This window comes from Arthrobacter sp. AOP36-A1-22 (assembly GCF_052377615.1).
In the GTDB taxonomy this organism is placed as follows: domain Bacteria; phylum Actinomycetota; class Actinomycetes; order Actinomycetales; family Micrococcaceae; genus Arthrobacter_H.
In genome coordinates this window covers 40,142-67,060 of record NZ_JBQSWX010000008.1, presented here as the reverse complement: position 1 = coordinate 67,060, position 26,919 = coordinate 40,142, and the positions used below count along the sequence as shown (strand labels likewise).

At 67.1% G+C, this 26,919-nt stretch carries 23 protein-coding genes; 13 read left to right on the top strand and 10 right to left on the bottom strand.

What is annotated here, in order from left to right; genetic code table 11:
- Window positions 1-117 precede the first annotated feature (117 nt).
- The gene (locus ACT3S2_RS06945) at window positions 118-1,374 is read right to left on the bottom strand and encodes an NAD(P)/FAD-dependent oxidoreductase (RefSeq protein ID WP_444554559.1); all 1,257 of its coding nucleotides are present in this window, start codon (window positions 1,372-1,374) and stop codon (window positions 118-120) included.
- 463 nt (window positions 1,375-1,837) lie between these two features.
- Here ACT3S2_RS06945 and ACT3S2_RS06940 point away from each other — a divergent pair, with 463 nt between their 5' ends.
- Window positions 1,838-3,262 carry a nucleobase:cation symporter-2 family protein gene (locus ACT3S2_RS06940; RefSeq protein WP_444554558.1) on the top strand — a complete coding sequence of 475 codons (1,425 nt, stop codon included), beginning with the start codon at window positions 1,838-1,840 and terminating at the stop codon, window positions 3,260-3,262.
- An 88-nt stretch (window positions 3,263-3,350) separates the two neighbouring features.
- Here ACT3S2_RS06940 and ACT3S2_RS06935 read toward each other — a convergent pair whose 3' ends face one another.
- Window positions 3,351-4,874, bottom strand: a complete 1,524-nt coding sequence (locus ACT3S2_RS06935) for a helix-turn-helix domain-containing protein (protein WP_444554563.1) — start codon at window positions 4,872-4,874, stop codon at window positions 3,351-3,353.
- A 151-nt stretch (window positions 4,875-5,025) separates the two neighbouring features.
- On the opposite strand from ACT3S2_RS06935, the gene aceA reads away from it, so the two are divergent.
- Both aceA and aceB read left to right on the top strand, forming a co-directional pair.
- Window positions 5,026-6,330, top strand: coding sequence for an isocitrate lyase (gene aceA / locus ACT3S2_RS06930; protein WP_444554557.1), 1,305 nt, complete (start codon window positions 5,026-5,028; stop codon window positions 6,328-6,330).
- A 78-nt stretch (window positions 6,331-6,408) separates the two neighbouring features.
- Window positions 6,409-8,046 (top strand): malate synthase A, encoded by a 1,638-nt coding sequence (gene aceB, locus ACT3S2_RS06925; RefSeq protein ID WP_444554556.1) that lies wholly within the window; start codon window positions 6,409-6,411, stop codon window positions 8,044-8,046.
- Between the two features lie 129 nt (window positions 8,047-8,175).
- Here the strand turns inward: aceB and ACT3S2_RS06920 are convergent, their stop codons facing one another.
- Entirely contained in the window at window positions 8,176-8,493 is a 318-nt protein-coding gene (locus ACT3S2_RS06920; RefSeq protein ID WP_444554555.1) for an XRE family transcriptional regulator, read from the bottom strand.
- 120 nt (window positions 8,494-8,613) lie between these two features.
- On the opposite strand from ACT3S2_RS06920, the gene ACT3S2_RS06915 reads away from it, so the two are divergent.
- The 5 genes from ACT3S2_RS06915 to ACT3S2_RS06895 all read left to right on the top strand — a co-directional run bounded on the left by ACT3S2_RS06915 (window position 8,614) and on the right by ACT3S2_RS06895 (window position 12,928).
- The gene (locus tag ACT3S2_RS06915; protein WP_444554554.1) at window positions 8,614-9,222 is read left to right on the top strand and encodes a phosphatase PAP2 family protein; all 609 of its coding nucleotides are present in this window, start codon (window positions 8,614-8,616) and stop codon (window positions 9,220-9,222) included.
- Window positions 9,223-9,336: 114 nt separating this feature from the next.
- Complete coding sequence (locus tag ACT3S2_RS06910; RefSeq protein ID WP_444554553.1) at window positions 9,337-10,269, top strand: NAD(P)-dependent oxidoreductase; 933 nt, start codon at window positions 9,337-9,339, stop codon at window positions 10,267-10,269.
- Window positions 10,270-10,305: 36 nt separating this feature from the next.
- Window positions 10,306-10,992: a BRCT domain-containing protein gene (locus ACT3S2_RS06905; protein WP_444554552.1), complete on the top strand. Its 687-nt coding sequence runs from the start codon at window positions 10,306-10,308 to the stop codon at window positions 10,990-10,992.
- Between the two features lie 78 nt (window positions 10,993-11,070).
- Window positions 11,071-12,144, top strand: a complete 1,074-nt coding sequence (locus ACT3S2_RS06900) for an alkene reductase (RefSeq protein ID WP_444554551.1) — start codon at window positions 11,071-11,073, stop codon at window positions 12,142-12,144.
- 52 nt (window positions 12,145-12,196) lie between these two features.
- Window positions 12,197-12,928 (top strand): DsbA family oxidoreductase, encoded by a 732-nt coding sequence (locus ACT3S2_RS06895; protein ID WP_444554550.1) that lies wholly within the window; start codon window positions 12,197-12,199, stop codon window positions 12,926-12,928.
- A gap of 27 nt (window positions 12,929-12,955) precedes the next feature.
- Here the strand turns inward: ACT3S2_RS06895 and ACT3S2_RS06890 are convergent, their stop codons facing one another.
- Both ACT3S2_RS06890 and ACT3S2_RS06885 read right to left on the bottom strand, forming a co-directional pair.
- A complete protein-coding gene (locus tag ACT3S2_RS06890) occupies window positions 12,956-13,699 on the bottom strand; it encodes a LytR C-terminal domain-containing protein (protein WP_444554549.1) in 744 nt (247 codons plus the stop codon).
- A gap of 4 nt (window positions 13,700-13,703) precedes the next feature.
- Window positions 13,704-14,003, bottom strand: coding sequence for a type II toxin-antitoxin system VapB family antitoxin (locus ACT3S2_RS06885; RefSeq protein ID WP_444554548.1), 300 nt, complete (start codon window positions 14,001-14,003; stop codon window positions 13,704-13,706).
- A 147-nt stretch (window positions 14,004-14,150) separates the two neighbouring features.
- On the opposite strand from ACT3S2_RS06885, the gene ACT3S2_RS06880 reads away from it, so the two are divergent.
- Window positions 14,151-15,167 carry an isopenicillin N synthase family dioxygenase gene (locus ACT3S2_RS06880; protein WP_444554547.1) on the top strand — a complete coding sequence of 339 codons (1,017 nt, stop codon included), beginning with the start codon at window positions 14,151-14,153 and terminating at the stop codon, window positions 15,165-15,167.
- A 168-nt stretch (window positions 15,168-15,335) separates the two neighbouring features.
- Here ACT3S2_RS06880 and ACT3S2_RS06875 read toward each other — a convergent pair whose 3' ends face one another.
- The 4 genes from ACT3S2_RS06875 to ACT3S2_RS06860 all read right to left on the bottom strand — a co-directional run bounded on the left by ACT3S2_RS06875 (window position 15,336) and on the right by ACT3S2_RS06860 (window position 18,950).
- The gene (locus ACT3S2_RS06875) at window positions 15,336-15,818 is read right to left on the bottom strand and encodes a DUF4188 domain-containing protein (protein WP_444554546.1); all 483 of its coding nucleotides are present in this window, start codon (window positions 15,816-15,818) and stop codon (window positions 15,336-15,338) included.
- A 218-nt stretch (window positions 15,819-16,036) separates the two neighbouring features.
- A complete protein-coding gene (locus tag ACT3S2_RS06870) occupies window positions 16,037-16,531 on the bottom strand; it encodes a glutathione peroxidase (protein WP_444554545.1) in 495 nt (164 codons plus the stop codon).
- 65 nt (window positions 16,532-16,596) lie between these two features.
- On the bottom strand, window positions 16,597-17,385 hold the full coding sequence (locus tag ACT3S2_RS06865; protein ID WP_444554544.1) for an enoyl-CoA hydratase/isomerase family protein: 789 nt from the start codon (window positions 17,383-17,385) through the stop codon (window positions 16,597-16,599).
- Window positions 17,382-18,950, bottom strand: coding sequence for a fatty acyl-CoA synthetase (locus ACT3S2_RS06860; RefSeq protein WP_444554543.1), 1,569 nt, complete (start codon window positions 18,948-18,950; stop codon window positions 17,382-17,384). Before ACT3S2_RS06860 ends, ACT3S2_RS06865 begins: the two co-directional genes overlap by 4 nt.
- A gap of 245 nt (window positions 18,951-19,195) precedes the next feature.
- Here ACT3S2_RS06860 and ACT3S2_RS06855 point away from each other — a divergent pair, with 245 nt between their 5' ends.
- From ACT3S2_RS06855 to ACT3S2_RS06840, 4 genes are all read left to right on the top strand, one after another.
- Window positions 19,196-20,830 (top strand): ABC transporter substrate-binding protein, encoded by a 1,635-nt coding sequence (locus ACT3S2_RS06855; RefSeq protein ID WP_444554542.1) that lies wholly within the window; start codon window positions 19,196-19,198, stop codon window positions 20,828-20,830.
- A gap of 110 nt (window positions 20,831-20,940) precedes the next feature.
- Window positions 20,941-22,026 (top strand): ABC transporter permease, encoded by a 1,086-nt coding sequence (locus ACT3S2_RS06850; RefSeq protein ID WP_444554541.1) that lies wholly within the window; start codon window positions 20,941-20,943, stop codon window positions 22,024-22,026.
- Window positions 22,027-22,028: 2 nt separating this feature from the next.
- A complete protein-coding gene (locus ACT3S2_RS06845; RefSeq protein WP_444554540.1) occupies window positions 22,029-23,045 on the top strand; it encodes an ABC transporter permease in 1,017 nt (338 codons plus the stop codon).
- Entirely contained in the window at window positions 23,042-24,760 is a 1,719-nt protein-coding gene (locus ACT3S2_RS06840; protein ID WP_444554539.1) for a dipeptide ABC transporter ATP-binding protein, read from the top strand. The genes ACT3S2_RS06845 and ACT3S2_RS06840 overlap by 4 nt, the downstream gene beginning before the upstream one ends.
- An 82-nt stretch (window positions 24,761-24,842) precedes the next feature.
- Here the strand turns inward: ACT3S2_RS06840 and ACT3S2_RS06835 are convergent, their stop codons facing one another.
- Window positions 24,843-26,807 carry an aconitate hydratase gene (locus ACT3S2_RS06835; RefSeq protein ID WP_444554538.1) on the bottom strand — a complete coding sequence of 655 codons (1,965 nt, stop codon included), beginning with the start codon at window positions 26,805-26,807 and terminating at the stop codon, window positions 24,843-24,845.
- Between the last annotated feature and the right edge of the window lie 112 nt (window positions 26,808-26,919).

The window sequence follows — 26,919 nt, the reverse complement described above, 5'->3', positions numbered from 1 at the left end:
GATGGGACCAGCCTAGACGAGTAGCCCGCCCGACACACCGCCAGAACAAGGAAACGGCGGCACCCGCAGGGGGTGCCGCCGTCGTGCTGCCGGTGGCAGTGCCCTGCCTGCTTCCTACTAGCGCAGCGGGCTGAAGTGGCGCATCAGCGGGGCCGTGCCCTGGCCGGTCATCTCGGCGGCCAGCATCTTGCCGGTCAGCGGGCCGAGGGCGACGCCCCACATGCCATGGCCGCCGGCGACGTGCACGCGCGGGGACTTGGTGGCGCCGATCAACGGCAGGCCATCGGCGGTGCAGGGACGGGCTCCCACCCATTCCTCCTGGCGGTCCTCCCAATCGATGCCGGTGTACATCGGGGAGGCGGCCTTGATGATCGCCTGGATCCGGCGTTCGTCCAACGGCGCATCGGCGTCGCGGAATTCCATCATGCCGGCGACCCGGAAGCGATCCCCCAGCGGCGTGCAGGCGACCCGCTGGGCGGGGAAGTAGATGGGGTGGGTCGGCATGGACTCGGGCTTGACGGTGAAGCTGTAGCCACGCCCTGCCTGGACGATCTGGCGGACGCCGAATTTGCGGGTCAGCGAGTTCAACCAGGCTCCGGTGGCCAGGACCACCGAATCGGCGGTCATGCTCCTGCCGCTGGAACCGATCACCGTCACGGAGTTCCCGGAGTCACGGACGTCGGAGACGGCGAAGCCGTCAATGATCTCCCCGCCGCGCTGGCGTACCGACTCGGCGAGCGATTCCATGAAGTTCGGCGGGTTGAGGAAACGCTGGTCGTGGATCTTCACGCCGGCGGTGACCCCCGAACCCAAGGTGGGCTCCAGTGCGCGGATCTCCGCGCCGGTCATCAGATCGAAGTCCACGGATCCTCCGGCTTCGCGGATGCCCTCGAACTCGTGCACCAGTCCCTCGCGGTCCTTCTCGGTGGCGAAGGCGGCCAGGAAGGGCTCGGCCGGTTTGGTGGGTTCGGTGACCGCGTTGCTGCCCTCGGCCAGCTCGGCGAAGGCATCCAGACCGGTGCTGCCGATCTCACTGAACACCTTCATGGCTTCGCGCCATTTGCCCGGGGTGCAGTGCCGGGCGAATCCGGCCAGGAACCTGATCAACGAAGGATCGGTGGTCAACGGGATGTAGAGGGGCGAGGCAGGGTCCAGCATGGCCTTGGCTCCGGTGGCGAACACGGAGGGTTCGCTCAATGGCAGGGTCAGGGCCGGGGTCAGCCAGCCGGCATTGCCCCAGGAGGAGCCGGCGGAGACTCCGGTCCGGTCGACGATGGTGACCCGGACCCCCCGCTCCTGCAGGTGCCAGGCGGTCGACAGACCGACGATGCCCGCGCCGACGACGACGACGTGTTCAGGATGTTGCATGCCCATGGTTTCTCCCGTTGGCTCGATCAGACTCGCACCGTAAGGATGCCCGAGCCCGCCGCCAACCTCAACCCCTCGGGAGGTTTCCACGGTAGCGCTGGCACCCGGAGGCCAAATCATGAATTAATCACGGGCACAGACGGTAATTCAGCATTTACTTCGGTCTTTGCCCTACTTTATTCCTTGGTCCACCGGGACTATGTCACAGCCGCGACCACCGGGCTCCCCCAGGCCCAGGTCCGACGCGGTCCGGACCCGGGGATCTTCGACCGCCGACCCATCGCCGCCATGACAGGGCCTCGACACAACCCTTGACATTGCCCGTGTGACCCAGTTCCCTATATTGCATAACGGAATTCAGTTTCCGCTATACGGAATCCCAGGTGATCAGCCAGGGATCCGGACCCCAGTACAAGGAACAGCTGTCGCCCGGACCTGCTTCCGATCATCCGCACACAAGGGAAACTCCATGAACAAGAACGCATCAAGCGCCGCGGCAGGCCGCCGCACCGCGCCTGCACGTCCCGAAGACGAGCGTCTGCCCATCGGTAGCACCTTCGCTTACGGCTTCCAGCACGTTTTGACCATGTACGGCGGAATCATCGCCCCGCCACTGATCGTCGGCACCGCAGCGGGCATGAGCTCCTCCGACGTCGGCCTGCTCATTGCCGCCTGCCTGTTCGTCGGCGGCCTGGCCACCCTGCTCCAGACCATCGGCATTCCGTTCTTCGGGTCCCAGCTGCCGCTGGTCCAGGGCGTCTCCTTCGCCGGCGTGGCCACCATGACGGCCATCATCGGTGGCGGCGGTGGCATCCAAGCGGTCTTCGGAGCGGTGATGGTCTCCGCAGCCGTCGGGCTGCTGATCACCCCGGTGTTCTCCAAGGTGATCAGATTCTTCCCACCGGTCGTCAACGGCGTGGTGATCACCGTCATCGGCTTGTCGCTGATGCCGGTGGCCGCCAACTGGGCCATGGGCGGCAATGACAAGGCCGACGACTACGGCTCCATGGCCAACATCGGTCTGGCCGGCGCGACCCTGCTGATCGTCCTGCTGCTGAGCAAGCTCGGCAATGCGACGATCTCCCGCCTGTCCATCCTGCTGGCCATCGTCATCGGTACGCTGGTCGCCGTCTTCACCGGCATGGCCGACTTCTCCGGGGTCGGCAACGGCCCGGTCTTCGCCTTCCCGGCCCCCTTCGCCTTCGGCTGGCCGACCTTCGAACTGCCGGCCATCATCTCGATGCTGATCGTCACGCTGGTCATCCTGACCGAAACCACGGCGGATATCCTGGCCGTCGGTGAAATCGTCGAAACCGAGGTCGATTCCAAGCGCATCGGCAACGGTCTGCGCGCCGACATGATCTCCAGCCTGATCTCGCCGGTGTTCAACTCCTTCACCCAGAGCGCCTTCGCCCAGAACGTCGGGCTGGTGGCCATCACCGGCATCAAGAGCCGTTTCGTGGTCAGCGCCGGCGGCCTGATCCTCGTGCTGCTGGGCCTGCTGCCGGTCATGGGACGCATCGTCGCGGCGGTGCCTACCGCGGTCCTCGGCGGAGCCGGCATCGTGCTCTTCGGCACCGTGGCCGCCAGTGGCATCCGCACGTTGGCCAAGGTCAACTACAAGGACAACATGAACCTGATCATCGTGGCCACCGGCGTCGGCTTCGGCATCATCCCGATCGCCGCCCCGGCCTTCTGGAACGAGTTCCCGACCTGGGTCGGCACGATCTTCCACTCGGGCATCAGCTCGGCCGCGGTCGCCGCGATCCTGCTGAACATCCTGTTCAACCACATCAAGGTCGGAACCCCGACGGACCCCTCGGTCTTCGCCAAGGCCCCGGTCCGGCCGGCCACCGAAAAGGACTTCGAGACCCACGAAGTCTCCGAGGTCTAGGCCCCGGACACCAGACCGACACCAGTAGAAAAGCGAGGGAGCAGCTCCGGGACACCGGGGCTGCTCCCTCGCATTTCGTGACCGGGTCTCAGCCCCCGTGTGCCTGCAGGAACTCGTACACCTCGGTTTCGTCGACCCCGGGGAACGCCCCCGAAGGCATGGCGGCCAACAGGTGGGAGTTCGCCCGGGCCGCCGGCCAGGCCTGACCGGCCCAGGAGCGGGCCAGCGCCTCCGGCGGACGCTTGCAACACGACTCATCCGGGCAGCGTGATTTGGACCGTTCGGTGGTGTCACGGCCGCGGAACCACTTCACGTGTTCGTAGGGGACCCCGATGCTCAGCGAGTACATCCCCGAGGAGTGGCGTTCGGTGCGGGCGGTGCACCAGAAGGTCCCCACCACGGTGTCGGTGTATTGCTCGAAGGCCCGGAACTTATCCGGGACCTCGAAGACCTCGCGGCTGGTCCAGTACCGGCAGATCGACTGCCCCTCGATGGCGCCGGTGTGGTCGGCGGGGAAGTTCACGTCGTCGTTCTCGTAGGCCTTGTGCAGGATGCCCGACTCGTGGACCTTCTGGAAGTGGCAGGTGATGCCCAGGTGTTCGGTGGCCAGGTTCGTGAAGCGGTGGGCCGCCGATTCGTAGGAGACCGCATAGGCATCACGCAGGTCCTCGATCGCCAACGACTTGGACTTCTTGGCCTCCTCGAGGAAACCCACGGTGGTCTTCTGCGGCATCAGCAGGGCCGCGGCGAAGTAGTTGGTGTAGACCCGCTGACGGAGGAACTCGCTGTAGTTCCGGGGGGCCTCATGACCCAGGACGTAGTGGCCCAGCGCCTGCAGCAGCACCGACCGGGCGTCATGATCGCTTCGGGTCCCCTGCACCAGATAAATTCTGCGGTTCTTCAGATCGGTCACCGACCGGGTCGAATGCGGCAGGTCCCCGACGAAGCGCAGCCCGAATCCCAGATGCTCGGCCAGATCGGCGGCGACATGGTGGGACAACGGTCCCGAGGTGTGCCCGACGGCGTCGAGCAGACCCTGGGCCTGCTTCTCCAGCTCGGGGTAGTGGTTGTTGCATTCACGCATTTCGGTGCGGATCTCGGTATTGGCCCGACGCGCTTCCTCGGGGGTCGCCGCCTGCTCCTCGAGCCGCCGTTCGAGCTCATGCTGCAGGCCGACCATGGATTCAAGCACATCCATCGGCAACCGTGAGGACACCCGGACCTTGGGCAGCCCCAAGGATCCGTAGAGCGGTCCGCGCTGGGCCCTTTCCAACTCGATTTCCAGCCCGGCCCGCCGGCTCGGAGGCTCGGATCCGAGCAGGTCGTCCACGCCGGTATCCAGGGCGGCGGCCAGTTGCCGCAACAGCCCCACCTTGGGCTCGCGTTTTCCGTTCTCGATCAGGCTCAGCTGCGAGGGGGCCACCGAGACCAGGGCACCCAACCCATCCAGGGTCAGCGCCTTGCCCTTGCGTAGGTGGCGCACCCGGCGGCCCAGGGCAATGGCATCCAGTTCGGGGTCGTCGTGGGTCGAGGCGCCCTGCGGGGACTGTCCGCCGGAGGGCCGGTTCCATGTGGGAGTCGTCACTTCTTGAGAATAGCTCAAGAAGTGCAAATCTTTCCACCCCAACCCCCTAGAAAACCCCTTGCGGATCGCGAAGAGTCATGACTACGAACAAAAACACGGAAACATCGACCGACCGGCAGAGGCGCCGGGAACGTCGTCGGATCCCCGGGACACCCGGAGCGACACCAAGGAGAATGCCATGACGCAGAAGCAGAATTCCGCCGCAGAGCGCGAACAGGCCCTGGAGATGGAGTGGAGCGCCAACCCCCGCTGGGCAGGCATCACCCGCGAATACACGGCGGCGGAGGTCGTTCGGCTGCAGGGACGCGTCGTCGAAGAGAACACGTTGGCCCGTCGCGGTTCCGAAAAGCTCTGGGACCAGCTCACCACCGAAGCCACGACCGGCGCCTACACCAACTCCCTGGGCGCCCTGACCGGCAACCAGGCGGTCCAGCAGGTCAAGGCAGGCCTGCGGGCCATCTACCTCTCCGGTTGGCAGGTTGCCGCCGACGCCAACCTCGCCGGCCAGACCTACCCCGACCAGTCGCTCTACCCGGCCAACTCGGTCCCCCAGGTGGTGCGCCGCATCAACAACGCCCTCCAGCGCGCCGACCAGATCGAATTCGCCGAGGACATCCATTCCGTCGAGGACTGGCTGGTCCCGATCGTCGCCGACGCCGAGGCCGGCTTCGGTGGCCCGTTGAACGCCTACGAACTGATGAAGTCGATGATCACCGCCGGCGCCTCGGGGGTGCACTGGGAAGACCAGCTCGCCTCGGAGAAGAAGTGCGGCCACCTCGGCGGCAAGGTCCTCATCCCCACCGGCCAGCACATCCGCACCCTCAATGCCGCCCGCCTGGCCGCCGACGTTTCCGATACCCCCAGCGTGATCATCGCCCGCACCGATGCCGAGGCCGCCACCCTGATCACCTCCGACGTCGATGAGCGTGACGCGCAGTTCGTCACCGGCGAGCGCACCGCCGAAGGCTTCTACAAGGTCCGCAACGGGATCGAACCCTGCATCGCCCGGGCCAAGGCCTACGCCCCCTATTCCGACCTCATCTGGATGGAGACCGGGACCCCTGACCTGGAGATGGCCAAGAAGTTCGCCGAAGCAGTCAAGGCCGAACACCCCGACCAGATGCTCGCATACAACTGCTCGCCGTCCTTCAACTGGAAGAAGCACCTCGACGACGCCACGATCGCCAAGTTCCAGCGCGAACTCGGCGCCATGGGATTCACCTTCCAGTTCATCACCCTGGCCGGGTTCCACGCCCTGAACCACTCGATGTTCGATCTGGCCTCCGGCTACGCCCGGAACGGCATGAGCGCCTACGTCGAACTCCAGGAACGCGAATTCGCCTCCGAGGCCGCCGGCTACACCGCCACCAAGCACCAGCGCGAGGTCGGCACCGGCTACTTCGACCAGATCGCCACGACCCTGAACCCCGAAGCATCCACCCTGGCTCTGGTGGGATCCACCGAAGCCGGCCAGTTCCACTAGGCACCACACGACGCCGGTGCCGGGGCCCACCCACCCGGGCACCGGCGTCGTCCCCCACCATTTTTAAGGAGATCCGCCATGAACGACCCCATCACCCTGAACGGCACCACGCCGAATGCTTCGCCGGTCCGCGGCCAGGAGCAGATCCTCACCCCCCGGGCCATGGACTTCCTGGCGCAGCTGCATCACGAGTTCGAGCCGCGCCGGAAGGAACTGCTGGCCCTGCGCGAAACGCGCCGCCGCGAGATCGCCGGCGGCCAGGATCCGCACTTCCTGGAAGAGACCCGGCCCATCCGTGAAGACGACTCCTGGACGGTCGCCCCCATCGCCCCCGGCCTGGAGGACCGCCGGGTGGAGATCACCGGACCGCCGGAACGCAAGATGGCCGTCAACGCGCTGAACTCCGGTGCCAACGTCTGGCTGGCGGATCTGGAGGACTGCACCACCCCCACCTGGCAGAACGTCATCAACGGGCAGCTGACCCTGCGGGCCGCGCTCGAGAACGACCTCGACTTCACCTCCGAGGAGGGCCAGGAGTACACGGTCACCGGACGGACGCTGACCGAGCTGCCGACCATCATGGTCCGGCCGCGCGGCTGGCACCTGCCCGAGCGGCACCTGACCATCGGCGGCAAGTCCACCTCGGGGGCGCTGGTCGACTTCGGCCTCTACTTCTTCCACAACGCGCAGCGGTTGATCTCCGGCGGACGTGGCCCCTACTTCTACCTGCCCAAGATCGAGAACCATCTGGAGGCCCGCCTCTGGAACGACGTGTTCATCAGGGCCCAGGAGTTGCTGGACATCCCCCGGGGGACCATCCGCGCCACGGTCTTCATCGAGACCATCACCGCGGCCTTCGAACTCGAGGAGATCCTCTACGAACTGCGGGAGCACTCCGCGGGCCTGAACGCCGGCCGGTGGGACTACATCTTCTCAGTGATCAAGAACTTCCGCACCCGCGGACCGCGGTTCGTGCTGCCGGACCGGGCGATGGTGACCATGACCGCCCCCTTCATGCGGTCCTTCACCGAACAGCTGGTGCGGGCCTGCCACCGCCGCGGGGCCACGGCCATCGGTTCCATGAGCGCCTTCATCCCGAACCGGCGCGACGAGGCCGCCAACGCGGTGGCCTTCGAGACCGTCGGGGTCGAGAAATCCCGCGAAGCCGCCGACGGTTTCGACGGCGCCTGGGTGGCCCACCCGGATCTGGTCCCGGTGGTGCAGCGGATCTTCGATCGGGAGATGGGCGGAAAACCGAACCAGATCGACCGTCTGCGCGAAGACGTCGCCGTCGATGACCGGGCCTTGCTGGACATCGCCGGAACCCCGGGGCTGATCACCGAGGGCGGGGTCCGGATGAACGTGGTCATCGGGCTGCGCTACATCGAGTCCTGGTTGCGGGGCAACGGGGCCGTGGTCCTGAAGAACATGATGGAGGACGCCTCCACCGCCGAGATCTCCCGCTCGCAGATCTGGCAGTGGATCCACCAGGGTGCGGTGACCGACGACGGTGAGCTGATCACCGCCGAGTTCGTCGAGGAGATCGTGGAGGAGGAGTACGCGAAGATGGAACGCTTCGAGGGGGACCGGTTCGCCGATGCCCGGGAGATCTTCGATGAGTGTGCCCTGCAGGATGACTACCCGGCCTTCCTGACCGTGCCGTCCTACACGCGGTTCCTCTGCCAGTCCAAGGCGCGGCAGATGATCGACGCCTGACCAGCCACCGACCGCCCCGCCGGGGGTTCTTCCTCCATTGGATCCCGGGCCGGGGCGGTCGGCCCCCACACCACGACGGACCCCATCTGGCAGAGCTGCCGGGGTCCGTCGTCTTTTTGAGGTCGGGGTCTAGATGTCGTCCTCGTAGGCGGGGCCGCCCTCGCCCTCCCAGGTCTCCAGCCGGCGGACCTTGGAGGCGTTGTATTTGCGGCGGACCCCGCGGCCGGCATCCTCGTCCTCCTCGACGAAGACGGCGCCGTACTGTTCCAGGGCGTGGCGCAGCATGGCGTTCTGCTCGACGGTCAGATCGTGGTTGCCTTTTTCGAAGGCCCGGATCTGCTGTTTCTCCAGTCCGGCGGCCCGACCAATGACCTTGCTCGAGACCTGGGTGATGGCGCGGGCGGCCCGGGCCAGATCGGCGGGTATGAATGTTGATGGGTTCTTCATGCCTTGATCATCCCAGTCTTCGCGCGCGAAGTCAGGCGACCCGACCGGGACGGGTGCACCAGTAGGCTGGATACCGGTTCCGGAGGGCCCGGATGAGTGGAGACGGCGGGGAGCAAACCGATGGACATCGATCCGGGGAACGACGTCGACACGGCCCCTCGCCGGGGATCGCCGGCGGCCCGGACCGTCACCACCCTCCTCTCCCCCGTGGTCCTGGTCAGCGCCTACCTGCTGGTGCTGCCGCTGCGGAGTCCGGACACCACCTGGCTGCAGGCCATCGTGGCCCTGGTCTTCACCACGGGACTGCCCTGGCTGGGCGTGGTGTGGATGAAGCATCGGGGCCGGGTCACCGATCTGCATGTCCGTGAGCGGTCGCAGCGCCGGCCCGTGTTCGTCCTCGCCGGGGCATCCCTGCTGATCGGTGGCGGCGCGTTGGTGCTGCTGCGGGCCCCGGCGGCGGTCTTCAGCGCGCTGGGGTTGATCCTGGCCGGACTGCTGATCTGCCTGGTGGTGAACCTGCGGTGGAAGATCTCCGTGCATACGGCGGTCGCCGCCTTCATCTGGCTCGAGGTCTTCTCCGACCCGGACTGGGGTGCGGCCGCCGCCCTCTTCCTGACCTTGCTGGTCGGCTGGTCGCGTCTGGAGCTGCGACGGCATACCCCGGGCCAGGTGCTCGCCGGTGCGCTGGTGGGCTGCATCGTGTTCGCCGGCGGGCTGGCCCTGCCCTGAACCGCTCGTCCGGCCAGGGGCTCCCGCGGTTCCTGCCCGTCGACCGCTTATAGGATGGCGGGGACCACCGGCGAGGGCCCAGGCCCGCCCCCGACACCTGCGAACGGAGCACCCATGGCACTTCGTGTTCTGGTCCCTTCCCCCGCGTTGGCCCACGCCATCAGCGGTCCGGGGATCGAAGCCATCATCTGGCATATCGATTCCGAGGCCTCCCCGGCCCCGGCAGCCGATGTCCTGATCACCGAGCGTCCCCGCGTCCAGGCCCACCGTTCCCGGGTGAACAGCATCCCCGGCCTGCGCCACGTCCATCTGCTGTCCATCGGCTACGAATGGGTCCTGGACCATCTGCCGCCCGGGGCCACGCTGAGCAATTCGCGGGGCGCCGTCGAGGATGCCACCGCCGAACACGGGCTCGCCCTGACCCTGGCGGCACTGCGCGATCTGCCGGTCGCCGCCACCCAACAGCACCGCCACGACTGGACACCGCTGTGGACCACGTCCCTGCATGGTTCGGTGGTCGTCCTCCTGGGCCATGGCGGGGTGGGCCGGGAAGTGGCCGCCCGGTTGGCGCCCTTCCGTCCGGCAGCCGTGCTCCCCGTGGCCCGCCGGGAACGCACCACCGAGAGCGGGGTCCACGTCCACGGGGTCCAGGAGCTGCCCGGGCTCCTGCCCCGGGCCGACGTCGTCATCGTCACCCTGCCCCACGCGGCGGGCACCGAACGGCTCGTGGATGGCGCCTTCCTGGCCGCCATGGCCGACGGGGCCCTGCTGGTGAACATCGGTCGCGGCGCGGTCGTGGACACCGAGGCACTGGTCGCCGAGTTGCAGTCCGGACGGCTACGGGCCGCCCTGGATGTCGTCGACCCGGAACCGCTCCCGGCCGGCCACCGGCTCTGGGAGGCCCCCGGCTGCCTGCTGACCCCGCATATGGCCGGGAACACCAACGAATTCATCCGCCTGTCCACCGAGGGCGCCGTGGAGCAGGTCCAGCGTCTGGCGCAGGGCCGGGCCCCGATCCACCTCGTGGCCGGACCGGGGGCCGGGTAGCCCCTCGACGGTCCCCGCCCGGTACTCTGGGGAACCATGGAGAACATCACGCTCAAGCCCGGCGACCAGGTCGTCTTCACCTCCCTGGAAGCACTCGATAAGAACGATCTCGCCCAGGCAGTCACGGACGCCGGCTACCTCGTGGGTCCCGGGGTCTCGAAGAAGACCGCCCTGCTGGTGGCCGGGGACCCCGACGTGGATTCAACCAAGTCGCGCAAGGCCCGCGACTACGGCATCCCCGTCATCGGCGAGCACGACTTCGTTCAACGCTTCCTCGGCGGGGTCCTCCCGGCCACGGCGGAGGCCCCCGAGCTCTCGGCCCCGGCCTCGCTGGACGACCTGCCCCCGAATGCCAAACGTGATCTTCCCGCCGTGAAGCTCGCCTGCGCTGCGTTGCGCGAGGAACTCCCCGTCCAGGCCCTGGTCAAGACCCCGGAGGCCGGGGTCTTCGTCGTCCGCGGTCCCGCCCGCCATTCGGCCCTCGGCGAGGCCTGGATGGTCGGCGGCGTCGCCGTCGCCGGCTCCACCGGGACCCCCGATAAGATCGTGCGCGCCCTGGGCCTGGCCGGCGGTGATGAATCGGCACCGCAGGACGACCTCGAACGGCTGGACGTCAACCACCCCACCTACGGGCAGTTCAGCGTCTATGGCCCCCTCCGCCACCAGGCCGGGCTGGACCTGGTCGGCCCCTGGATCCGCGGTGGGGTCCACAGCCGGGATTGAGCTGCGGGCCGGCGCCGGGGAATACCCCGGGCGCCGGTCGGTGTTGCACCAGGCATCCCCGACCACAGGAGCCTTTCCATGGATCTGTTTGCCCCGCTCACCCTCGGCGACCTCGACCTGCCCAACCGGCTGGTCATGGCCCCGCTGACCCGATCACGGTCCCGCGTTGACGGGGTGCCCAACGACGACGTCGTGGAGTACTACCGCCAACGGGCTTCGATGGGGCTGATCGTCAGCGAGGGAACCTATCCCAGCCAGACGGGCCAGGGATTCGTGCGCCAGCCCGGACTGGCCACCGAGGAGCAGGTCGCCGGGTGGAAACGCGTCACCGACGCCGTCCATGCCGAGGGCGGGCTGATCATCGCCCAGGTCATGCATGCCGGCCGGGTCACCCACCCGGAGATCACCGGGGTCCAGGAGGTCGTCGCCCCCAGTGCGATCGCCGTCGAGGGAAGCACCCGCACCTACACCGGCAAGCACCCCTACCCGGTCCCCCGCGCCCTGGAGACCTCCGAGCTGGCTGGCATCGTGGAGGAGTTCGTCCGGGCCTCGACCAATGCGATCGCCGCCGGCTTCGACGGGGTGGAACTCCATGGCGCCAACGGCTACCTGCTCCATGAGTTCCTGGCCTCCTCGACGAATACACGCACCGATGCCTACGGCGGGTCCCCGGGAAACCGGGCCCGCCTGGTCATCGAGGTGGCCACCGCGGTGGCCGCGGCCATCGGTTCCGGCCGCACCAGCCTGCGGATCTCCCCCGAACACAATGTCCAAAGCACCCTGGAGGAGGACCGCGACGACGTCGCGGCCACCTACGGTGCGCTCATCGACGGGATCGCCCCGCTGGGATTATCGGCGCTGAGCATCCTGCACCGGCAGCCGACCGGGGAACTGGCCCAGGATCTGCGCTCGCGTTTCGGCGGCCCCGTGCTGTTGAATTCGGGGTTCGCCGAGATCACCACCGTCGAGGACGCCCGGGAGCTGACCTCCAGCGGCTGGGGTGAGGCGGTCGTCGTCGGGCGGCCCGCCATCGCCAACCCGGATCTGGTGCGGCGCTGGCGTGAGGACCTGCCGCTGAACGAACCGAACCAGGCGACCTTCTACACCGAGGGGCCCACCGGGTACATCGACTACCCGTTCTGGCAGAACTAGCCCCCGGACACCGGACGGGAATAGTCCTCGGCGCGGGGAGGTTGAAGCATCCATGACTTCTCCGCGCCTTTCCGTCGATATCTGGTCCGACATCTCCTGCCCCTGGTGCTTCATCGGCAAACGTCGTTTCGAAGCGGCCCTGGCCACCCTTTCCTTCCGTGACCAGGTGGACGTGACCTGGCACAGCTACCAGCTCGATCCCTCGCTGCCGGCCCACTACGACGGCACCGAATTCGAGTATCTTTCGCAGAAGAAGGGCATGGACCCGGCGCAGGTGAAGCAGATGCTCGAACACGTCACCGGCCAGGCCGCCGACGAGGGGCTGCACTACGATTTCGGCAACCTCAAGGTCGCCAATTCCTTCACCGCCCACCGCCTGCTGCATCTGGCCGGGGCGCATGGCCTGGCCGGCGAGGTCAAGGAGGCGCTGCTCTCCGCCCAGTTCGAAAAGGGCCTGGACACCGGGGACACCACGGTGCTGCGCCGGATCGGCACCGACGCCGGACTGGCCGAGGACGACGTCGTGGCGGTCCTGGAATCGGATCGGTACACCGCCGAGGTCGAGGCCGACATCGCCCAGGCCCGCGCCCTGGGGGTGACCGGGGTGCCGTTCTTCGTCCTGGACATGAAGTACGGAATCTCCGGGGCCCAGCCACCCGAGGTGTTCGCCGAGGCCCTGACCACCGCCTGGGGTGAGGTCTCCCCGCTATCCATGGTCAACGCCGGACAGGACCCGGCCTCCGGCACCCAGGCCCCCGCCTGCGGCCCCGAGGGCTGCGACTAGCAGCGGCCCACCCGCCGCCGTCCCGGGTTACTTCCCGTCCTGATCCTTCGCCGGTGAGGGGTCCGCCTTCCCGGAGGCCGCTGCGGATTCCTTGGCCTTCTTGCGGGCTTCCTTCACCGCGATCGGGCAGCTGAGCTGGCCGTCGGAGGTATCCACCTTCTTCTTCGGGACGATCGACCCGGCCTTGTACTTCTTGCCGATGACGAAATCGATGGTGTCGGCGCTGCGCTTGGGCTTCTTCACGTATTCGGTGCCCTTGATATGGCGTTGGACGGTCAGGGCGTTGGCCCGGCCCTTCGTCCCGGAGACCACGGTGCCCACGATGTCGGCGTTCTTCAACTTCGCATTGGCCACCTTCCCGATCGTGAAACCGTGCTTCTTCAGCGATTCGGCCGTGGCCGCGGCCAGCCCGGCGCTGGTGGTGGCGTTGTAGACGTTGACGGTGACGTCCTTCGGCTTCGCGTACTCCAGTTCCTCCTGCGGGCAGACGGCGGCGGCCGGATCCTCCGCCTGGGCCGTCGCCGTGGGCGTCGGCGCCGGTTCCAGGGCGGGGATGACCACCTGCCCGGTCTTGACCAGGTAGGCGAGCACGAGCGCGGCGATCACCAGCGCGACCAGCAGGCCCAGCACCATCCCGTGCAGCAGCCGGCGCCGGTAGTAGCGCGGGTTCTCCACGCGTTCGGGGTCGTGATCGGAGAACCCCTCGTCCAGGTCCTCCTCGGTGACGATCCGTTGGCCATGCCAGTCGGTCGGGTCTCGTTCATCGCTCATGGGATCACGAATCCAGGATCAGGACGCGGGCGTGCATGACCGAACGCTGGTGCAGGGCGGTCCGCACGGCCCGGTGCAGCCCGTCCTCCAGATACATGGTGCCCTGCCACTGCACCACGTGGGGGAAGAGGTCACCGAAGAACGTGGAGTCCTCCGCCAACAGCGCTGCCAGGTCCAGGGTCGCCTTGGTGGTCACCAATTCATCGAGGCGTACCTGACGGGGGGCGACGACGGCCCAGTCCTTGGGAGTGACAAGGTCGTGGTCGGGGTACGGGCGGGATTCGCCGACTGCTTTGAAGATCACTGTTCCAGCTTAGGGAACGCCAGCCCGATGTGGAGCGACGACCTGCCGGGGAGACCTGTCAAGGGTTCCGACATCCGGGGCAATATGACGGAACCCGGCGTAACCGTTGCTGTCGTCGCGGGGCCGCCGCGCCCTAACGTTACGGCCATGAACCTTGTGCGAACCTCAGTGCCCGTTCTTGATTTCTCCACGGCCCGTCGGGCCGACGGCTGCTTCAACCCCGAATTCATCGACGCCCTGCGTGCGGCGAGCCATCAGGTCGGCTTCTTCCAACTCACCGGTTTCGGCGCCGCCGAAGGCCAGGCGCAGGAACTCCTGCAGACCATGGAGGCCTTCTTCGCCCTGCCCCTGGCCGAACGGTTGGAGCTGGACAACCGCACCTCGGCCCAGTTCCGTGGCTACACCCGGCTGGGCAAGGAAATGACCCGGGGCCGGGCCGACTCCCGGGAACAGATCGACTACGGCCCGGACCGGGAGGCGCTGGAGGGCTACCCGCAGGACCGCCCCTACCTGAACCTGCAGGGCCCCAACCAATGGCCCGCGTCCTTCCCCGAACTCGAGCGCGTGGCCATGGCCTGGGCCGAGCTGATGTCACGGGTCGGGACCGAACTCCTCGCGGCGATCGCCGTATCACTGGGTCTGCCCGAGGATCATTTCGAGGCCCCGTTCCGGCACGACCCGGCCTGGATGGGCAAACTGGTCCACTACGTCGGCGGCCAGGTCCCGGAGGCCGGCAACCAGGGGGTGGGCCTGCACGCCGATTACGGTTTCGTGACCCTGCTGCTCCAGGACCAGGTCGGCGGGCTGGAGGTCCAGCCCTACGGGCATCAGAACTGGATTCCCGTCGAGCCGATCCCCGGGGCTCTGGTGGTCAACCTCGGGGAGATGCTCGAGGTCGCCACCAACGGTTACCTGATGGCCACCATCCACCGCGTGACGGCACCACCGGCCGGCGTCGACCGCTATTCGGTACCCTTCTTCTGGTCCCCGCGGCTGGATTCGGTCATCGATACGGTCCCGCTGCCACCGGAGCTGGCGGCCCAGGCCCGTGGCGTCTCCGACGATCCGACCAATCCGATGCTCTCCTCCTACGGCGCCAACGTCCTCAAGGGGTGGTTGCGCGCTCATCCGGAAACCGCCGCCCGGCACTATCCGGGGCTGTGATCCGGCCATCGGGCGGCGCATGTTCATGGTCTTCCTGCCACGTTGCGGTGCCTGCACCGAATGCGCCGACGAGGAATTACCCCCTGGGCAGGCCACCGAGCGCGCGATGCCCTCTCGCGCTCCAACCCCTGAGACCTGACCGCCCAAGCCCAGTCGATCAATCCAGTTCTAGCCCTCGCGTCCCAGTCGCTGGCGCGCGGTGTGCGTACCCCGCCCGATGGGCACACGTCGCGTGGCGGCCCCGAGCCCGAACGCCGGCATATCGGTGTAGACCGTCTCTTGGTCGGTGACCCTCACCTGGTAGGTCTCGTGCCAGATGCCCACGTCGCCGCTGCCTGCCGACTTCTTCGTGAACTGGCGCCAGGCCCCCAGATGCGGAGCATCCTGGGCGGAGGCAAAGCGCTGCAAGTCCTCCGGGCTGCGCCAATAACTCAGCAGAATCGTGGTCCGACCCAGCCATTGGTGGTAGCCCAGCAGACCGGTTTCAGGATCTTTCGCCAGATGAGCCAACTTCCGTGGCATGGCGGCCACGGTCGGGAGCACCGAGGCCAGCTTCCACCATCTGTTGGCCCGCATCCCGATCAGGAACACGGTCACGTGCTCCTGATCGGGGGCCGCTGTATATCTGCCCGGATCCACGGTTGCTGCCACGACCATCGTCTCTCATCGCGCATCACACTGCTATGGAACGATGATATGGATGCTTGGCACCTTGGCAAGACCTTTAACCCATGATGCGATATTGCGCCGCCCCCCGGCTCCTCACAGCGGTCAGCAGCATGGTTTCCGTGTCTTTTGCCCGGGAACACCCCGTGGGACGAGGCTTATGAAGCAGTTTCACCCCGCCTCGTCAGCCTCTACGGCGAGCGCTACAGGGCCGCCCGCACCGCCCCGACGAGCTCGTCGGAGAGCGGCTCGACACTGGACGCGAACCGGCCCAGGATCCGGCCATCGGCCCCGACGAGGAACTTCTCGAAGTTCCAGCCGATATCCTGGACCTCTCCGGTGGGGTAGGCGGTGAGCTCGCGGTAGAGCGGGTGGGCGTCGGGGCCGTTGACGTTGGTCTTCGTGGCCAACGGGAAGGTCACCCCGTAGTTGATCTGGCAGAACTCCTCGATCTGCGCATCCGTTCCCGGCTCCTGGCCCATGAACTGGTTGCTGGGCACCCCCAGCACCACCAGGCCCTGGTCCCGATGCGTCGCATACAGCTTCTCGAGACCCTCATACTGCGGGGTGAATCCGCATTTGGAAGCGACGTTGACCACCAGGACCGGCCGGCCGGCGAACGCCTCCCCGAAGGTCGACGTCGTTCCGTCGTTGAAGGTGATGGCCACATCCTGCAGGGTCGAATCGGGCGTGCTCATGATGTCCTCTCGCTCAGGGGTTCCTGCCTTCAGCCTAGCCATCCGGCCCGGCTTTCCCCTGTCCTTCAGCGACCGGCGAAGCGGTTGACCCGCTGCACCGAATCCGGGTGCGCGGCCAGGGCCGAGATGCTTCTCGTTTCCGCGGCCAGATGTGCCGCGTAGCCGGTGGACATCCCCGCCCGGAGCAACGCCTTCGTCGGCCCCAGGGTCTGGACGGCGCCTTGCAGGAACCCGTCCTCGGCCACGGTGAGCTCGCCTTCGAAGACGGCCGAGGGGGCCGAGGCGTTCGCCAGCCCCCAGTCGACGGCCTCGTTACCCGCAAGCCGGCGTCCGCCCAGGGTCAGATCCACGGCGCGCTGGTGGCCCACGGTCGCGGGCAGCAGATAGGAGACCCCCGTGTCGGGGCTGAATCCAATGCCCGCGTAGGCGGCCATCAGCGTCGCTTCCTCCGCCACCAGGACCCAATCGGCGTTGAGCACCAGCCCCAGGCCGGCCCCCGCGGCCACCCCGTTGACCCCGGCGAGCACCAGGAGCCGGGAATGAACCAGGGCCAGCGCCAACTCGTGGGCCGCCTCGGCCAACGCGGCGATGAAGGCGGAGCGTTCGGCGGGCGGGGATCCCGCCATGTTCCCCACGTCCCCTCCCCCGCAGAAGAACCGTCCGGTCCCGGTCAGGGTGAGCACGTACACCTCGGGGTCGGCCTCGGCGGCACGAACGGCGGCCAGCAGTTGGCGGGCCAGGGCCAGGTCCAGGACGTTTCCGCCCTCCGGCCGTTGCAGGACCAGCCGCACGACCCCGGGACGGCGTTCGATGCCGATCACCGGCTGCTCCGGCCCGGCAGTCCCGGCGCTCACTGCCCGGTGCTCCGTTCCGCGCGCAGCTCGCGTTTGAGGAGTTTGCCCGACTGGTTCCGGGGCAGCTCGGCGACGAAGTCCACCCGTTTGGGCACCTTGTAATCGGCGATCCGGCCCTTCACATGCGCGCGGACCCCCTCGGCCGTCAGGGAAGCACCTTCCTTGAGGACGACGACGGCGGTGATGGCCTCGATCCAGCGCTCATCGGCAACCCCGACGACGGCGACTTCGGCTACTTCGGGCAGTTCGTAGATGCAGTCCTCGACTTCCCGTGGAGGCACGAGCACTCCCCCGGTGTTGATGACGTCCTTGATCCGGTCCACGACCTGGATGTAGCCCTGCGCATCCCGGGTGACCTGGTCCCCCGAACGGAACCAGCCGTCAACGAAGGCCTCTTCGGTGGCCTCCTGCTTATTCCAGTAGCCGGTCATCAGTTGGGGTGACCTGTACTGGATCTCCCCGGGCTCGCCGGGGGCGGCGATCTCCCCGTCGGCGGTCACGACACGGGCCTCGACGTTGTAGACCGGCACACCGCAGGAGGCGGGCCGGGCCTCGTGGTCCTCGGGGCGCAGGACGGTGCATAGCGGGCCCAGCTCGGATTGGCCGAAGCAGTTGTAGAAACCGATCCGTGGATACCGCGAGCGCAGTCGCGCCAGCACGGTCACCGGCATGATGGAGGCCCCGTACTGGGCCTTGGCCAAGGACGACAGGTCCCGGGTCTCCATCTCCGGATGGTTGCTCAAGGGCACCCATACGGTGGGCGCCAGGAACAACGAGCCGATGTGTTCCTCCTCCACCAGGCGCAGGATCTGCCCGACCTCCGGACGCGCGATCAACCGGATGGTGGCTCCGAGGGAAAGATAGGGCAGCAGGAAGACGTGCATCGCCGCCGAGTGGTAGAGCGGCATCGCCACCAGGGGGCGGTCCTCGGCGGTGAAGTCCAGGGCGATGACCGAGGAGACGTATTCGGCGACCAGGGCCTCGTGGGTCATCATCGCGCCCTTGGGGGCGGAGGTGGTTCCCGAGGTGTACAGCAGTTGCACGACGTCGCCTCCCGCCACCTCCACCTCGACGGGCGTGGAATCGGCCCCGGGGTCCATCGCGGTCGCCAGGACGGACCCCCCGCCGTCGTCCTGCGTGGGAAGCATCGGCCACACCTCGGTGGCCTCCGCCGCCCTGCCGGCGCTGCGCACCTGGTCCACCAGCGGCAGCAGGGCGGGATCGGCGACGACCAGGCCCGCCCCGGAGTCGTCCAGGAGGTATCCGAGTTCATCGCCCTTCAGCGCGAAGTTCACCGGCACATGCACCAGTCCGGTCGCGGCACAGGCCAGATACAGGACGGCATAGGCGTCGGAATTCATCCCGTAGGCGGCGACCCGCGCACCCCGGGGAAGACCGCTGGAGACCAACCGGTGGGCCACGCGGTGGACGGCCAGTTCGAGTTCGGCGTAGGTCCACCGCCGGTCCTCGAAGAGCAGGGCCGTCGCCCCGGGATTGCGTCCCACGGAACGGCGCAGGACCGCACCGATGGTGTTGGCCCTGCCGGGCGTGGTTGGGGTGTTCATGGTGGCATTCCTCCCGCAGGTCGGCCCGGTCACGGACCACGATGTGACTCACCCCACAGGCTAGTCCGGGACTCCGGGCGCCGCCATACCGCCCCGCGGGGCGACGATCCGGTCACGGACGGGGCCCCGAGGGCCGCTGACCAGTGTTTTCCGGTAGGAATCATAAGTAGTATGGTGTGTTACGTCACACGCACTGCATCGTGCAGCCCACCTGCACCACGAGGCAAATAAAGGGAGTACCTACCATGACCAAATCCAAACGTGCCCTCAGGCTGGCACTGGCCACGGCGGGCATCGGCGCCCTGTCGCTCAGTGCCTGCACCGGCCCCGTCGACGATTCCGGGGGCGACAGCAGCGACAGCGGCAAGAAGGTCACCGTCGGGACCACCGACAAGATCGTCTCCCTCGACCCGGCGGGTGCCTACGACAACGGTTCGCTGACCGTGATGACCCAGGTCTACCCGTTCCTGCTCAACTCCAAACCCGGCAGTGCCGATCCGGAACCGGGCATCGCCACCTCGGCGGAGTTCACCTCCCCCAAGGAATTCACCGTCAAGCTCAAGGACGGGCTGAAGTTCGCCAACGGCAACGACCTCACCTCCTCCGACGTGAAGTTCAGCTTCGACCGGGTCGTCTCCATCGACGACCCGCAGGGTCCCGCGGCACTGCTGACCAACCTGGACCACGTCGAGGCCCCCGATGACTCCACCGTCGTGTTCCACCTGAAGGCCGGCAACGACCAGACCTTCCTCGGGGTCCTCACCAGCGCCACCGGTCCGATCGTGGACGAGGAGGTCTTCTCCAAGGACAAGATCACCCCCGACGACGAGATCGTGAAGGGCAAGGCCTTCGCCGGCCAATACGAAATCACGAACTACACCAAGAACGAACTGGTGTCCTATCAGGCCTTCGACGGCTACCAGGGCCTGCTCGGTGAGCCCGAGTCCAAGACCGTGGACTACAAGTACTACACCAGCGCCAACAACCTGAAGCTCGATATCCAGCAGGGCAACATCGACGTCGCCTTCCGCAGCCTGGCGGCGACCGATATCGAGGACCTCGAGAAGGATGACAAGGTCCAGGTCCTCAAGGGCCCCGGCGGCGAGCTGCGCTATGTCGTCTTCAACTTCAACACCATGCCGTTCGGGGCGAAGACCTCGGATGCCGATCCGGATAAGGCCCTGGCCGTCCGGCAGGCCATGGCGGACTCCGTCAACCGGCAGGACATCGCCACGCAGGTCTACAAGGACACCTACACCCCCGTCTACTCCTTCGTCCCCTCCGGCCTGCCCGGCGCGATCGAGCCGCTGAAGGAGATGTACGGTGACGGCGACGGCGGCCCGGATGTCGATCGGGCCAAGAAGCGCCTGAAGGATGCAGGGGTCAAGACCCCGGTGGAACTGAACATCCAGTACAACGCCGACCACTACGGCCCCTCCTCCGGCGAGGAATACGCCATGGTGAAGTCGCAGCTGGAAAAGACCGATCTGTTCAAGGTCAACCTGCAGTCCACCGAATGGGTCCAGTACAACAAGGACCGGACCCAGGATGTCTACCCGATCTACCAGCTCGGCTGGTTCCCGGACTACTCGGATGCGGACAACTACCTGACGCCGTTCTTCGCACCGGGTAACTTCCTGGCGAACCACTACGACAACAAGGAGGTCGCCAAGCTCGTCCAGAAGCAGCAGGTGACCACCGACGAGGATAAGCGTTCCGAGTTGATCGGCGAGATCCAGACCGAGGTCGGCAAGGACCTGTCGACGTTGCCCCTCCTGCAGGGCGCGACGGTGGCCATCGCCGGTGAGGACGTGGACGGGGTCGAGAGCACCCTGGACGCCTCCTATAAGTTCCGGATCGGTGTCATCTCCAAGAAGTAGTACACCGGGTCCATGGGGGCGGGGCGGTCATTCGGACATATGGCCGCCCCGCCCCGCTTGCCGTCCAACGCCGGGATCACTGGATCCGGGCCGCACGAGTATAGGTAGATATGACAGTAGAGAGTGACAAGGTCCCGGCCGGATTCGGTCTGGCGAAGGGGAAGAAACCCCGGAGCCAGAGTCTCGGTCTGGCCCGTTATCTGGTGATCAGGTTCCTGCTGATCATCCCCACCATGTTCATCCTGATCAGCATGGTCTTCTTCCTGATGCGGATCACCGGTGACCCGATCACGGCGGCACTGGGCGGCCGACTCCCCCCGGATCAGCTGGCCGACCGGATCCACGCGGCCGGCTACGACCGTCCCGTCCTCATTCAGTATTTCGACTACCTCGGCGACATCCTGCGCGGCAACTTCGGGACCACGCTCTCGGATAACCGCGAGGTGACCGACATCCTGGCCCAATACGGCACCGCCACCCTGGAACTGGTGATCTACGCACTGATCGTCGCTTTCATCATCGGGGTCCCCTTCGGCATGATTGCCGCCTATAAGCGGGACCGGCTCCCCGACGCATTCCTGCGGCTGTTCGCCATCCTCTGCTACGCCACCCCCGTCTTCTTCGCCGGGCTGCTGCTGAAACTGATCTTCTCCGTCTGGCTCGGGTGGTTCCCGGTCTCCGGCAGAACCGACTATCTGTCCGAACTCTCCGGGCTACGCAACCCCAGCGGCCTCTACCTGTTGGACGCCCTCCGCGCCGGGAACATGACGATCGCCCTGGATGTGCTCAAACACGCGGTTCTTCCGGCCATTGCCCTGGGGCTGCTCATCGGCGGGGTGTTCCTGCGCCTGGTGCGCACCAACCTCATCGGCACCCTGGGCTCCGACTTCGTCGAGGCCGGCAGATCACGCGGTGTCAGCGAATACCGGCTGGTCACCAAACATGCCTATAAGCCGGCACTGATCCCGATCGTCACGGTCATGGGCCTGCAGATCGCCCTGACCCTGGGCGGCGCGATCCTGACCGAAACCACCTTCGGGTGGAAGGGACTGGGCTTCATGCTCGCCGAATACCTCACCGCCCGGGACTTCGTCGCGGTCCAGGGCATCGTCATGCTCATCGCAGTGATCGTGGCGTTGACCAACTTCCTGGTGGACGTCATCGCCGCCTTGATCGACCCGAGAGTGAGGTACTGATCGTGGACACCACCACATCGAAACCCGCCCGGCAGCCGCGCTGGACCCGACTGCCGATCATCTCGCATCTGCGCAAGAGCGTCGGGCTGCAACGCACGATGCTGATCATCGGGCTGATCCTGTCGGGCATCTTGTTCCTGACCGCGATCTTCGCCCCCCTGATCGCCCCCTACGGCTACGCCCAGGCCTCCGCCGACGGCGCCAACTTCGGCGCGCAGATGGCCCCCAGCGCCGCCCATATCTGGGGGACCACCGTCGGGGGATACGACGTCTTCTCCCGCGTGATCTGGGGCGCCCAGACCGCGGCACTGGTCATCGTCCTCGGAGTGCTCATGTCGATCTTCGCCGGGGTGATCCTGGGGCTGGTCTCCGGCTACCTCGGTGGCTGGGTCGACCGGCTGCTGGTGGTCATCGCCGATGCCATCTACGCCTTCCCCGCATTGCTGCTGGCCATCGTGATGTCGATCGTCATCAGCGGCGGCCAGTCCAACCTCTTCGGGGGGATCATGGCCGCGGCGATCTCGATCACCGTGGTCTTCATCCCGCAGTACTTCCGGGTCGCCCGCGCCGAAACCATCCGGCTCAAGGCCGAACCGTTCGTGGAGTCCGCGAAGGTGATCGGCACCTCGAACCTGCGCATCATCTCCCGGCACGTCTTCCCCAACGCCACCCGGACGATGCCGTTGATCTTCACCCTCAACGCGGCGGAATCGATCCTGACCCTGGCCGGGCTGGGCTTCCTGGGCTTCGGCATCGAACCCTCATCGGCCGCGGAATGGGGCTACGACCTGAACAAGGCCCTCGCCGATGCCACCAGTGGCATCTGGTGGACCGGGCTCTTCCCGGGCCTCGCGATCGTCCTGACCGTGCTGGGCCTGACCCTGGTGGGCGAGTCCATGAACGACCTGAACGATCCGCGGCTGCGCGGCCGGCGTCGCGCCGGCAGGAAGAAGCGCGGCGGACCCGACATGCCCGCCGACGCCTATGTCAATGGAACCGGACTGGAGGTCACCAAATGAGTCACGAACGTGAACCCGGGCAGGACCCGAACACCGCCTCCCCGGACGACGGCAAACCCGTCCTGTCCATCTCGGGACTGGAGGTGACCTTCGCGACCGATGGTGGCGATGTGCACGCGGTCAACGACGTGAACCTGGACGTACGTCCCGGGGAGGTCGTGGCGATCGTCGGCGAATCCGGCTCGGGCAAGACGGTCACGGCCAAGACCATCCTGGGACTGTTGCCGGAAACGGCGACCAGTGCCGGGGTGGTCCTGGTCAATGGTTCCGATGTCCTCTCCGTCAGCGCCAGCCAATTGCGGGACCTGCGGGGCCGCGATGTCGCCATGGTGTTCCAGGAACCCTCCACCGCACTGAATCCGGTCCACACCGTCGGCTGGCAGATCATCGAGGGGATCCGCGCCCATGCGGGCTCCGGACACCGGATCAGCCGCAAGGAGGCCAAGGCCCGGGCCATCGAGGCCTTGGCCAAGGTGGGCATCCCGGATCCGGGGCACCGGGTGGATTTCTATCCGCACCAGTTCTCCGGCGGGCAGAAGCAGCGGGTCGTCATTGCCGCGGCGCTGGCCCTGAATCCCGGGCTCATCGTGGCGGACGAGCCGACCACCGCCCTGGACGTCACCGTCCAGGCCGAGATCCTCGAACTGCTCCGCGAGCTGCAGCGCAAGGACGGGACCTCGATCGTGCTGATCACCCACAACATGGGTGTCGTCGCGGATCTGGCGGACCGGGTCGTGGTGATGTATCGCGGCGATGTCGTCGAGGAGGCCCCCGTGGCCGACTTGTTCGCCCACCCGCAGCAGGACTACACCAAGGAACTCCTGGCCGCCGTCCCCCACCTGGGGCGGAACTCCGCCTCGGCCGGACTGGAGGAGCGGGCCCACTCCGAGGCCGAGGTCCTGGTGCGCGCCACGGATCTGGAGGTCGAATTCCCCGGAGGGATCGGCAAATCCGCGTTCCGCGCCGTGGGTGGGGTCTCCTTCCAGATCTCCGCCGGGGAGGTCTATGGGCTGGTGGGCGAATCCGGATCGGGCAAGACGACGATCGGACGGTCCATCGCGGGGCTGAACAAGATCACCGGGGGCAGCCTCAACGTCCTCGGCTACGAGATGCTCGACTTCCGCGAACGGACCTTCAAACCGCTGCGCAAGGACATCGGTTTCGTCTTCCAGGATCCGGGGGCTTCGTTCAACCCGCATCTGACCATCGGCGAATGCGTGGCCGAACCCTTATGGGTCCACCAGGATCCCACGGCCTCCGGCGCCCGGGACCGGGTCCGGGACCTGATGGACGCGGTCCAGCTGCCCGGCCGGTTCGTGGACCGCTACCCCCACGAGCTCTCGGGCGGGCAGCGGCAGCGGGCCAGCCTTGCCCGGGGCCTGGCGCTGAACCCGAAGCTGCTGATCGCCGACGAACCCACCAGCGCCCTGGACGTATCCGTCCAGGCAGCGGTGCTGGACCTGTTCAAGGAGATCCAGACGGAGTACGGATTCGCGGCGTTGTTCATCAGCCACGACCTCGCGGTCGTGGACATGCTCGCCGATTGGGTCGGGGTCCTCTACCGCGGCAAACTGGTCGAGGAGGGCATCGGCAGCCAGATCATGGGAAGCCCACGCCACGACTACACGCGGCGTCTGATCGCCTCGCTGCCGGTCCCGGATCCGGCCGAGCAGGCCCGGCGTCGTGCCGCCAACCGCGAACTGCTCACCGACTAGGGTCCGGCCCGGCTGGTCCGGTGGCGGTGGCGGCCCCGCCGTCGTCGCCGGACCAGCGGCCGGGCCGCCGGTGGTTCCGGCGCTATCCCTGCGCCACCGACGGGATGCGTCCGCCGACCAGCACCATATCGACCTGCCGGTCGGAGAGCTTATGGCGCAGGGTGACCTCCCGGCCGCCCAACGTCGCCGCCACCTCGTTGCCTGCCTTCAGCTGGTCCCGTAGCCCGTTGATGACCAGCCGCTGCCCCGTGGTCCCGGCGTCGTAATCGGCGGCGTCGGTGAATTCCAGGGCAAGGATCCCGAAGTTGGCCAGGTTCTGCCAGTGGATGCGGGCGAAGGACTTGGCGACGGCCACCCGCAATCCGAGGTAGCGCGGGGCGATGACCGCGTGTTCGCGCGAGGATCCCTGCCCGTAGTTCTCCCCGGCGATGACCGCATGGCCGCCTTCATGCTCCCGGGCCTGGTCCGGATAGCTGGTGTCGATGCGGGAGAAGGAGAACTCGGCGATCTTCGGGATGTTGCTGCGGAAGGGCAGCACCCTGGATCCGGCGGGCATGATCTCGTCGGTGGAGACGTTGTCGGCCATCTGCAACAGGATCGGCAGATCCAGATCATCGGCGATGGCATCGAAATCGGGGAGGCTGGAGATATTCGATCCCTTCACCAATTCGACCTCGGCTGCCTCCTTCGGCGGGAGCGGTTCCTGGAGCATATCGGTGTTCTGGCTGAACGTCTTCGGCATTTCCGGGCGGGGGTAGGCCAGCTCCAGGGTGCGGCCGAGTTCACGCGGGTCGGTGATCCTGCCGGTCAGTGCCGCCGCCGCGGCGGTCTCCGGGGAACACAACCACACCGCATCTTCCTCGGTTCCGGAGCGTCCGGGGAAGTTCCGGGGCATGGTGCGCAGACTGTTCCGGCCGGTGGCCGGGGCCTGGCCCATGCCGATGCAGCCCATGCAGCCCGACTGGTGGATCCGGGCTCCTGCCCCGACCAGCTGGGTCAGCCAGCCGCCGCCGATCAGATCGGCCAGGACCTCGCGGGACGTGGGGTTCACGTCCACCGAGACCTGCTCGCAGGCCTGCCGGCCCGCAAGGATTTCGGCGAACACGGCGAAATCGCGCAGACCGGGGTTCGCCGAGGAGCCCACGACCACCTGGAACACGTCCTCGCCGGCGGCCTCCGCCACGGTGACCACGTTGCCGGGCGAGGAGGGTTTGGCGATGAGCGGTTCCAGCTCGGAGAGGTTGATGGAGTCCGTCCGGTCGTAGCCCGCTCCCGGGTCGGCCAGCAGCTCCTGGAACTCGTCCTCCCGCCCCACGGCCGCCAGATATTCGCGGACCGCCTCATCGGCGGGGAAGACGGTGGTCGTGGCCCCGAGTTCGGCGCCCATGTTCGCGATGACGTGGCGGTCCATGGCGGTCAGGCCCGCCAGGCCCGGGCCGTGGTATTCGATGATCCGCCCGACGCCGCCCTTCACTCCGTGGCGGCGCAGCATCTCCAGGATCACGTCCTTCGCCGAGACCCAGTCGGGCAGTTCCCCGGTCAGTTCGATGCCCCAGATCTCCGGCATCGCCACATAGAGCGGTTCCCCGGCCATGGCCATGGCCACTTCCAGGCCCCCGACGCCGATGGCCAGCATCCCGATGGCTCCGGCGGAACAGGTGTGGGAGTCGGAACCGACCATGGTGGCCCCGGGTTTGCCGAAGCGTGATTGGTGGACCGGGTGGGAGACGCCGTTGCCGGCCTTGGAGAACCACAATCCGAACCGCTCGGCCGCCGATTGCAGGAAGAGGTGGTCCTCGGGGTTCTTTTCATCGGTCTGCAACAGGTTGTGGTCGACGTATTGGGCTGAAAGTTCGGTTTTGACCCGATCCAGCCCCATGGCTTCCAGTTCCAGCATGACCATCGTCCCGGTGGCGTCCTGGGTCAACGTCTGGTCGATGGAGATGCCGACTTCGGCCCCCGGGGTCATCTCCCCGTCTACCAGATGCGATGAGATCAGCTTCTGGGCGACATTGCGCGCTGGGCTGCTGGTGCTCTGCTTGGCCATGGTGGGCTCCCTCCGGTTGACTATCCGCCACCGGCCCGGCAGCGGACCTACTGCCCATGGTAAGCACGAATGCACGGCCGCGACAGGAACCGGTTTCCGGGCAGACAAAAGC

Bases quoted from the DNA above. Each gene is read 5' to 3' on its own strand.
- ACT3S2_RS06890 (WP_444554549.1), bottom strand. From the start codon at position 13,699: ATGAGCGATGAACGAGACCCGACCGACTGGCATGGCCAACGGATCGTC.
- ACT3S2_RS06850 (WP_444554541.1), top strand. From the start codon at position 20,941: ATGACAGTAGAGAGTGACAAGGTCCCGGCCGGATTCGGTCTGGCGAAG.
- aceA (WP_444554557.1), top strand. From the start codon at position 5,026: ATGACGCAGAAGCAGAATTCCGCCGCAGAGCGCGAACAGGCCCTGGAG.
- ACT3S2_RS06835 (WP_444554538.1), bottom strand. From the start codon at position 26,807: ATGGCCAAGCAGAGCACCAGCAGCCCAGCGCGCAATGTCGCCCAGAAG.
- ACT3S2_RS06905 (WP_444554552.1), top strand. From the start codon at position 10,306: ATGGAGAACATCACGCTCAAGCCCGGCGACCAGGTCGTCTTCACCTCC.
- ACT3S2_RS06910 (WP_444554553.1), top strand. From the start codon at position 9,337: ATGGCACTTCGTGTTCTGGTCCCTTCCCCCGCGTTGGCCCACGCCATC.
- ACT3S2_RS06855 (WP_444554542.1), top strand. From the start codon at position 19,196: ATGACCAAATCCAAACGTGCCCTCAGGCTGGCACTGGCCACGGCGGGC.
- ACT3S2_RS06870 (WP_444554545.1), bottom strand. From the start codon at position 16,531: ATGAGCACGCCCGATTCGACCCTGCAGGATGTGGCCATCACCTTCAAC.
- ACT3S2_RS06840 (WP_444554539.1), top strand. From the start codon at position 23,042: ATGAGTCACGAACGTGAACCCGGGCAGGACCCGAACACCGCCTCCCCG.
- ACT3S2_RS06900 (WP_444554551.1), top strand. From the start codon at position 11,071: ATGGATCTGTTTGCCCCGCTCACCCTCGGCGACCTCGACCTGCCCAAC.
- ACT3S2_RS06860 (WP_444554543.1), bottom strand. From the start codon at position 18,950: ATGAACACCCCAACCACGCCCGGCAGGGCCAACACCATCGGTGCGGTC.
- ACT3S2_RS06940 (WP_444554558.1), top strand. From the start codon at position 1,838: ATGAACAAGAACGCATCAAGCGCCGCGGCAGGCCGCCGCACCGCGCCT.
- ACT3S2_RS06920 (WP_444554555.1), bottom strand. From the start codon at position 8,493: ATGAAGAACCCATCAACATTCATACCCGCCGATCTGGCCCGGGCCGCC.
- ACT3S2_RS06915 (WP_444554554.1), top strand. From the start codon at position 8,614: ATGGACATCGATCCGGGGAACGACGTCGACACGGCCCCTCGCCGGGGA.
- ACT3S2_RS06945 (WP_444554559.1), bottom strand. From the start codon at position 1,374: ATGGGCATGCAACATCCTGAACACGTCGTCGTCGTCGGCGCGGGCATC.
- ACT3S2_RS06880 (WP_444554547.1), top strand. From the start codon at position 14,151: ATGAACCTTGTGCGAACCTCAGTGCCCGTTCTTGATTTCTCCACGGCC.
- aceB (WP_444554556.1), top strand. From the start codon at position 6,409: ATGAACGACCCCATCACCCTGAACGGCACCACGCCGAATGCTTCGCCG.
- ACT3S2_RS06895 (WP_444554550.1), top strand. From the start codon at position 12,197: ATGACTTCTCCGCGCCTTTCCGTCGATATCTGGTCCGACATCTCCTGC.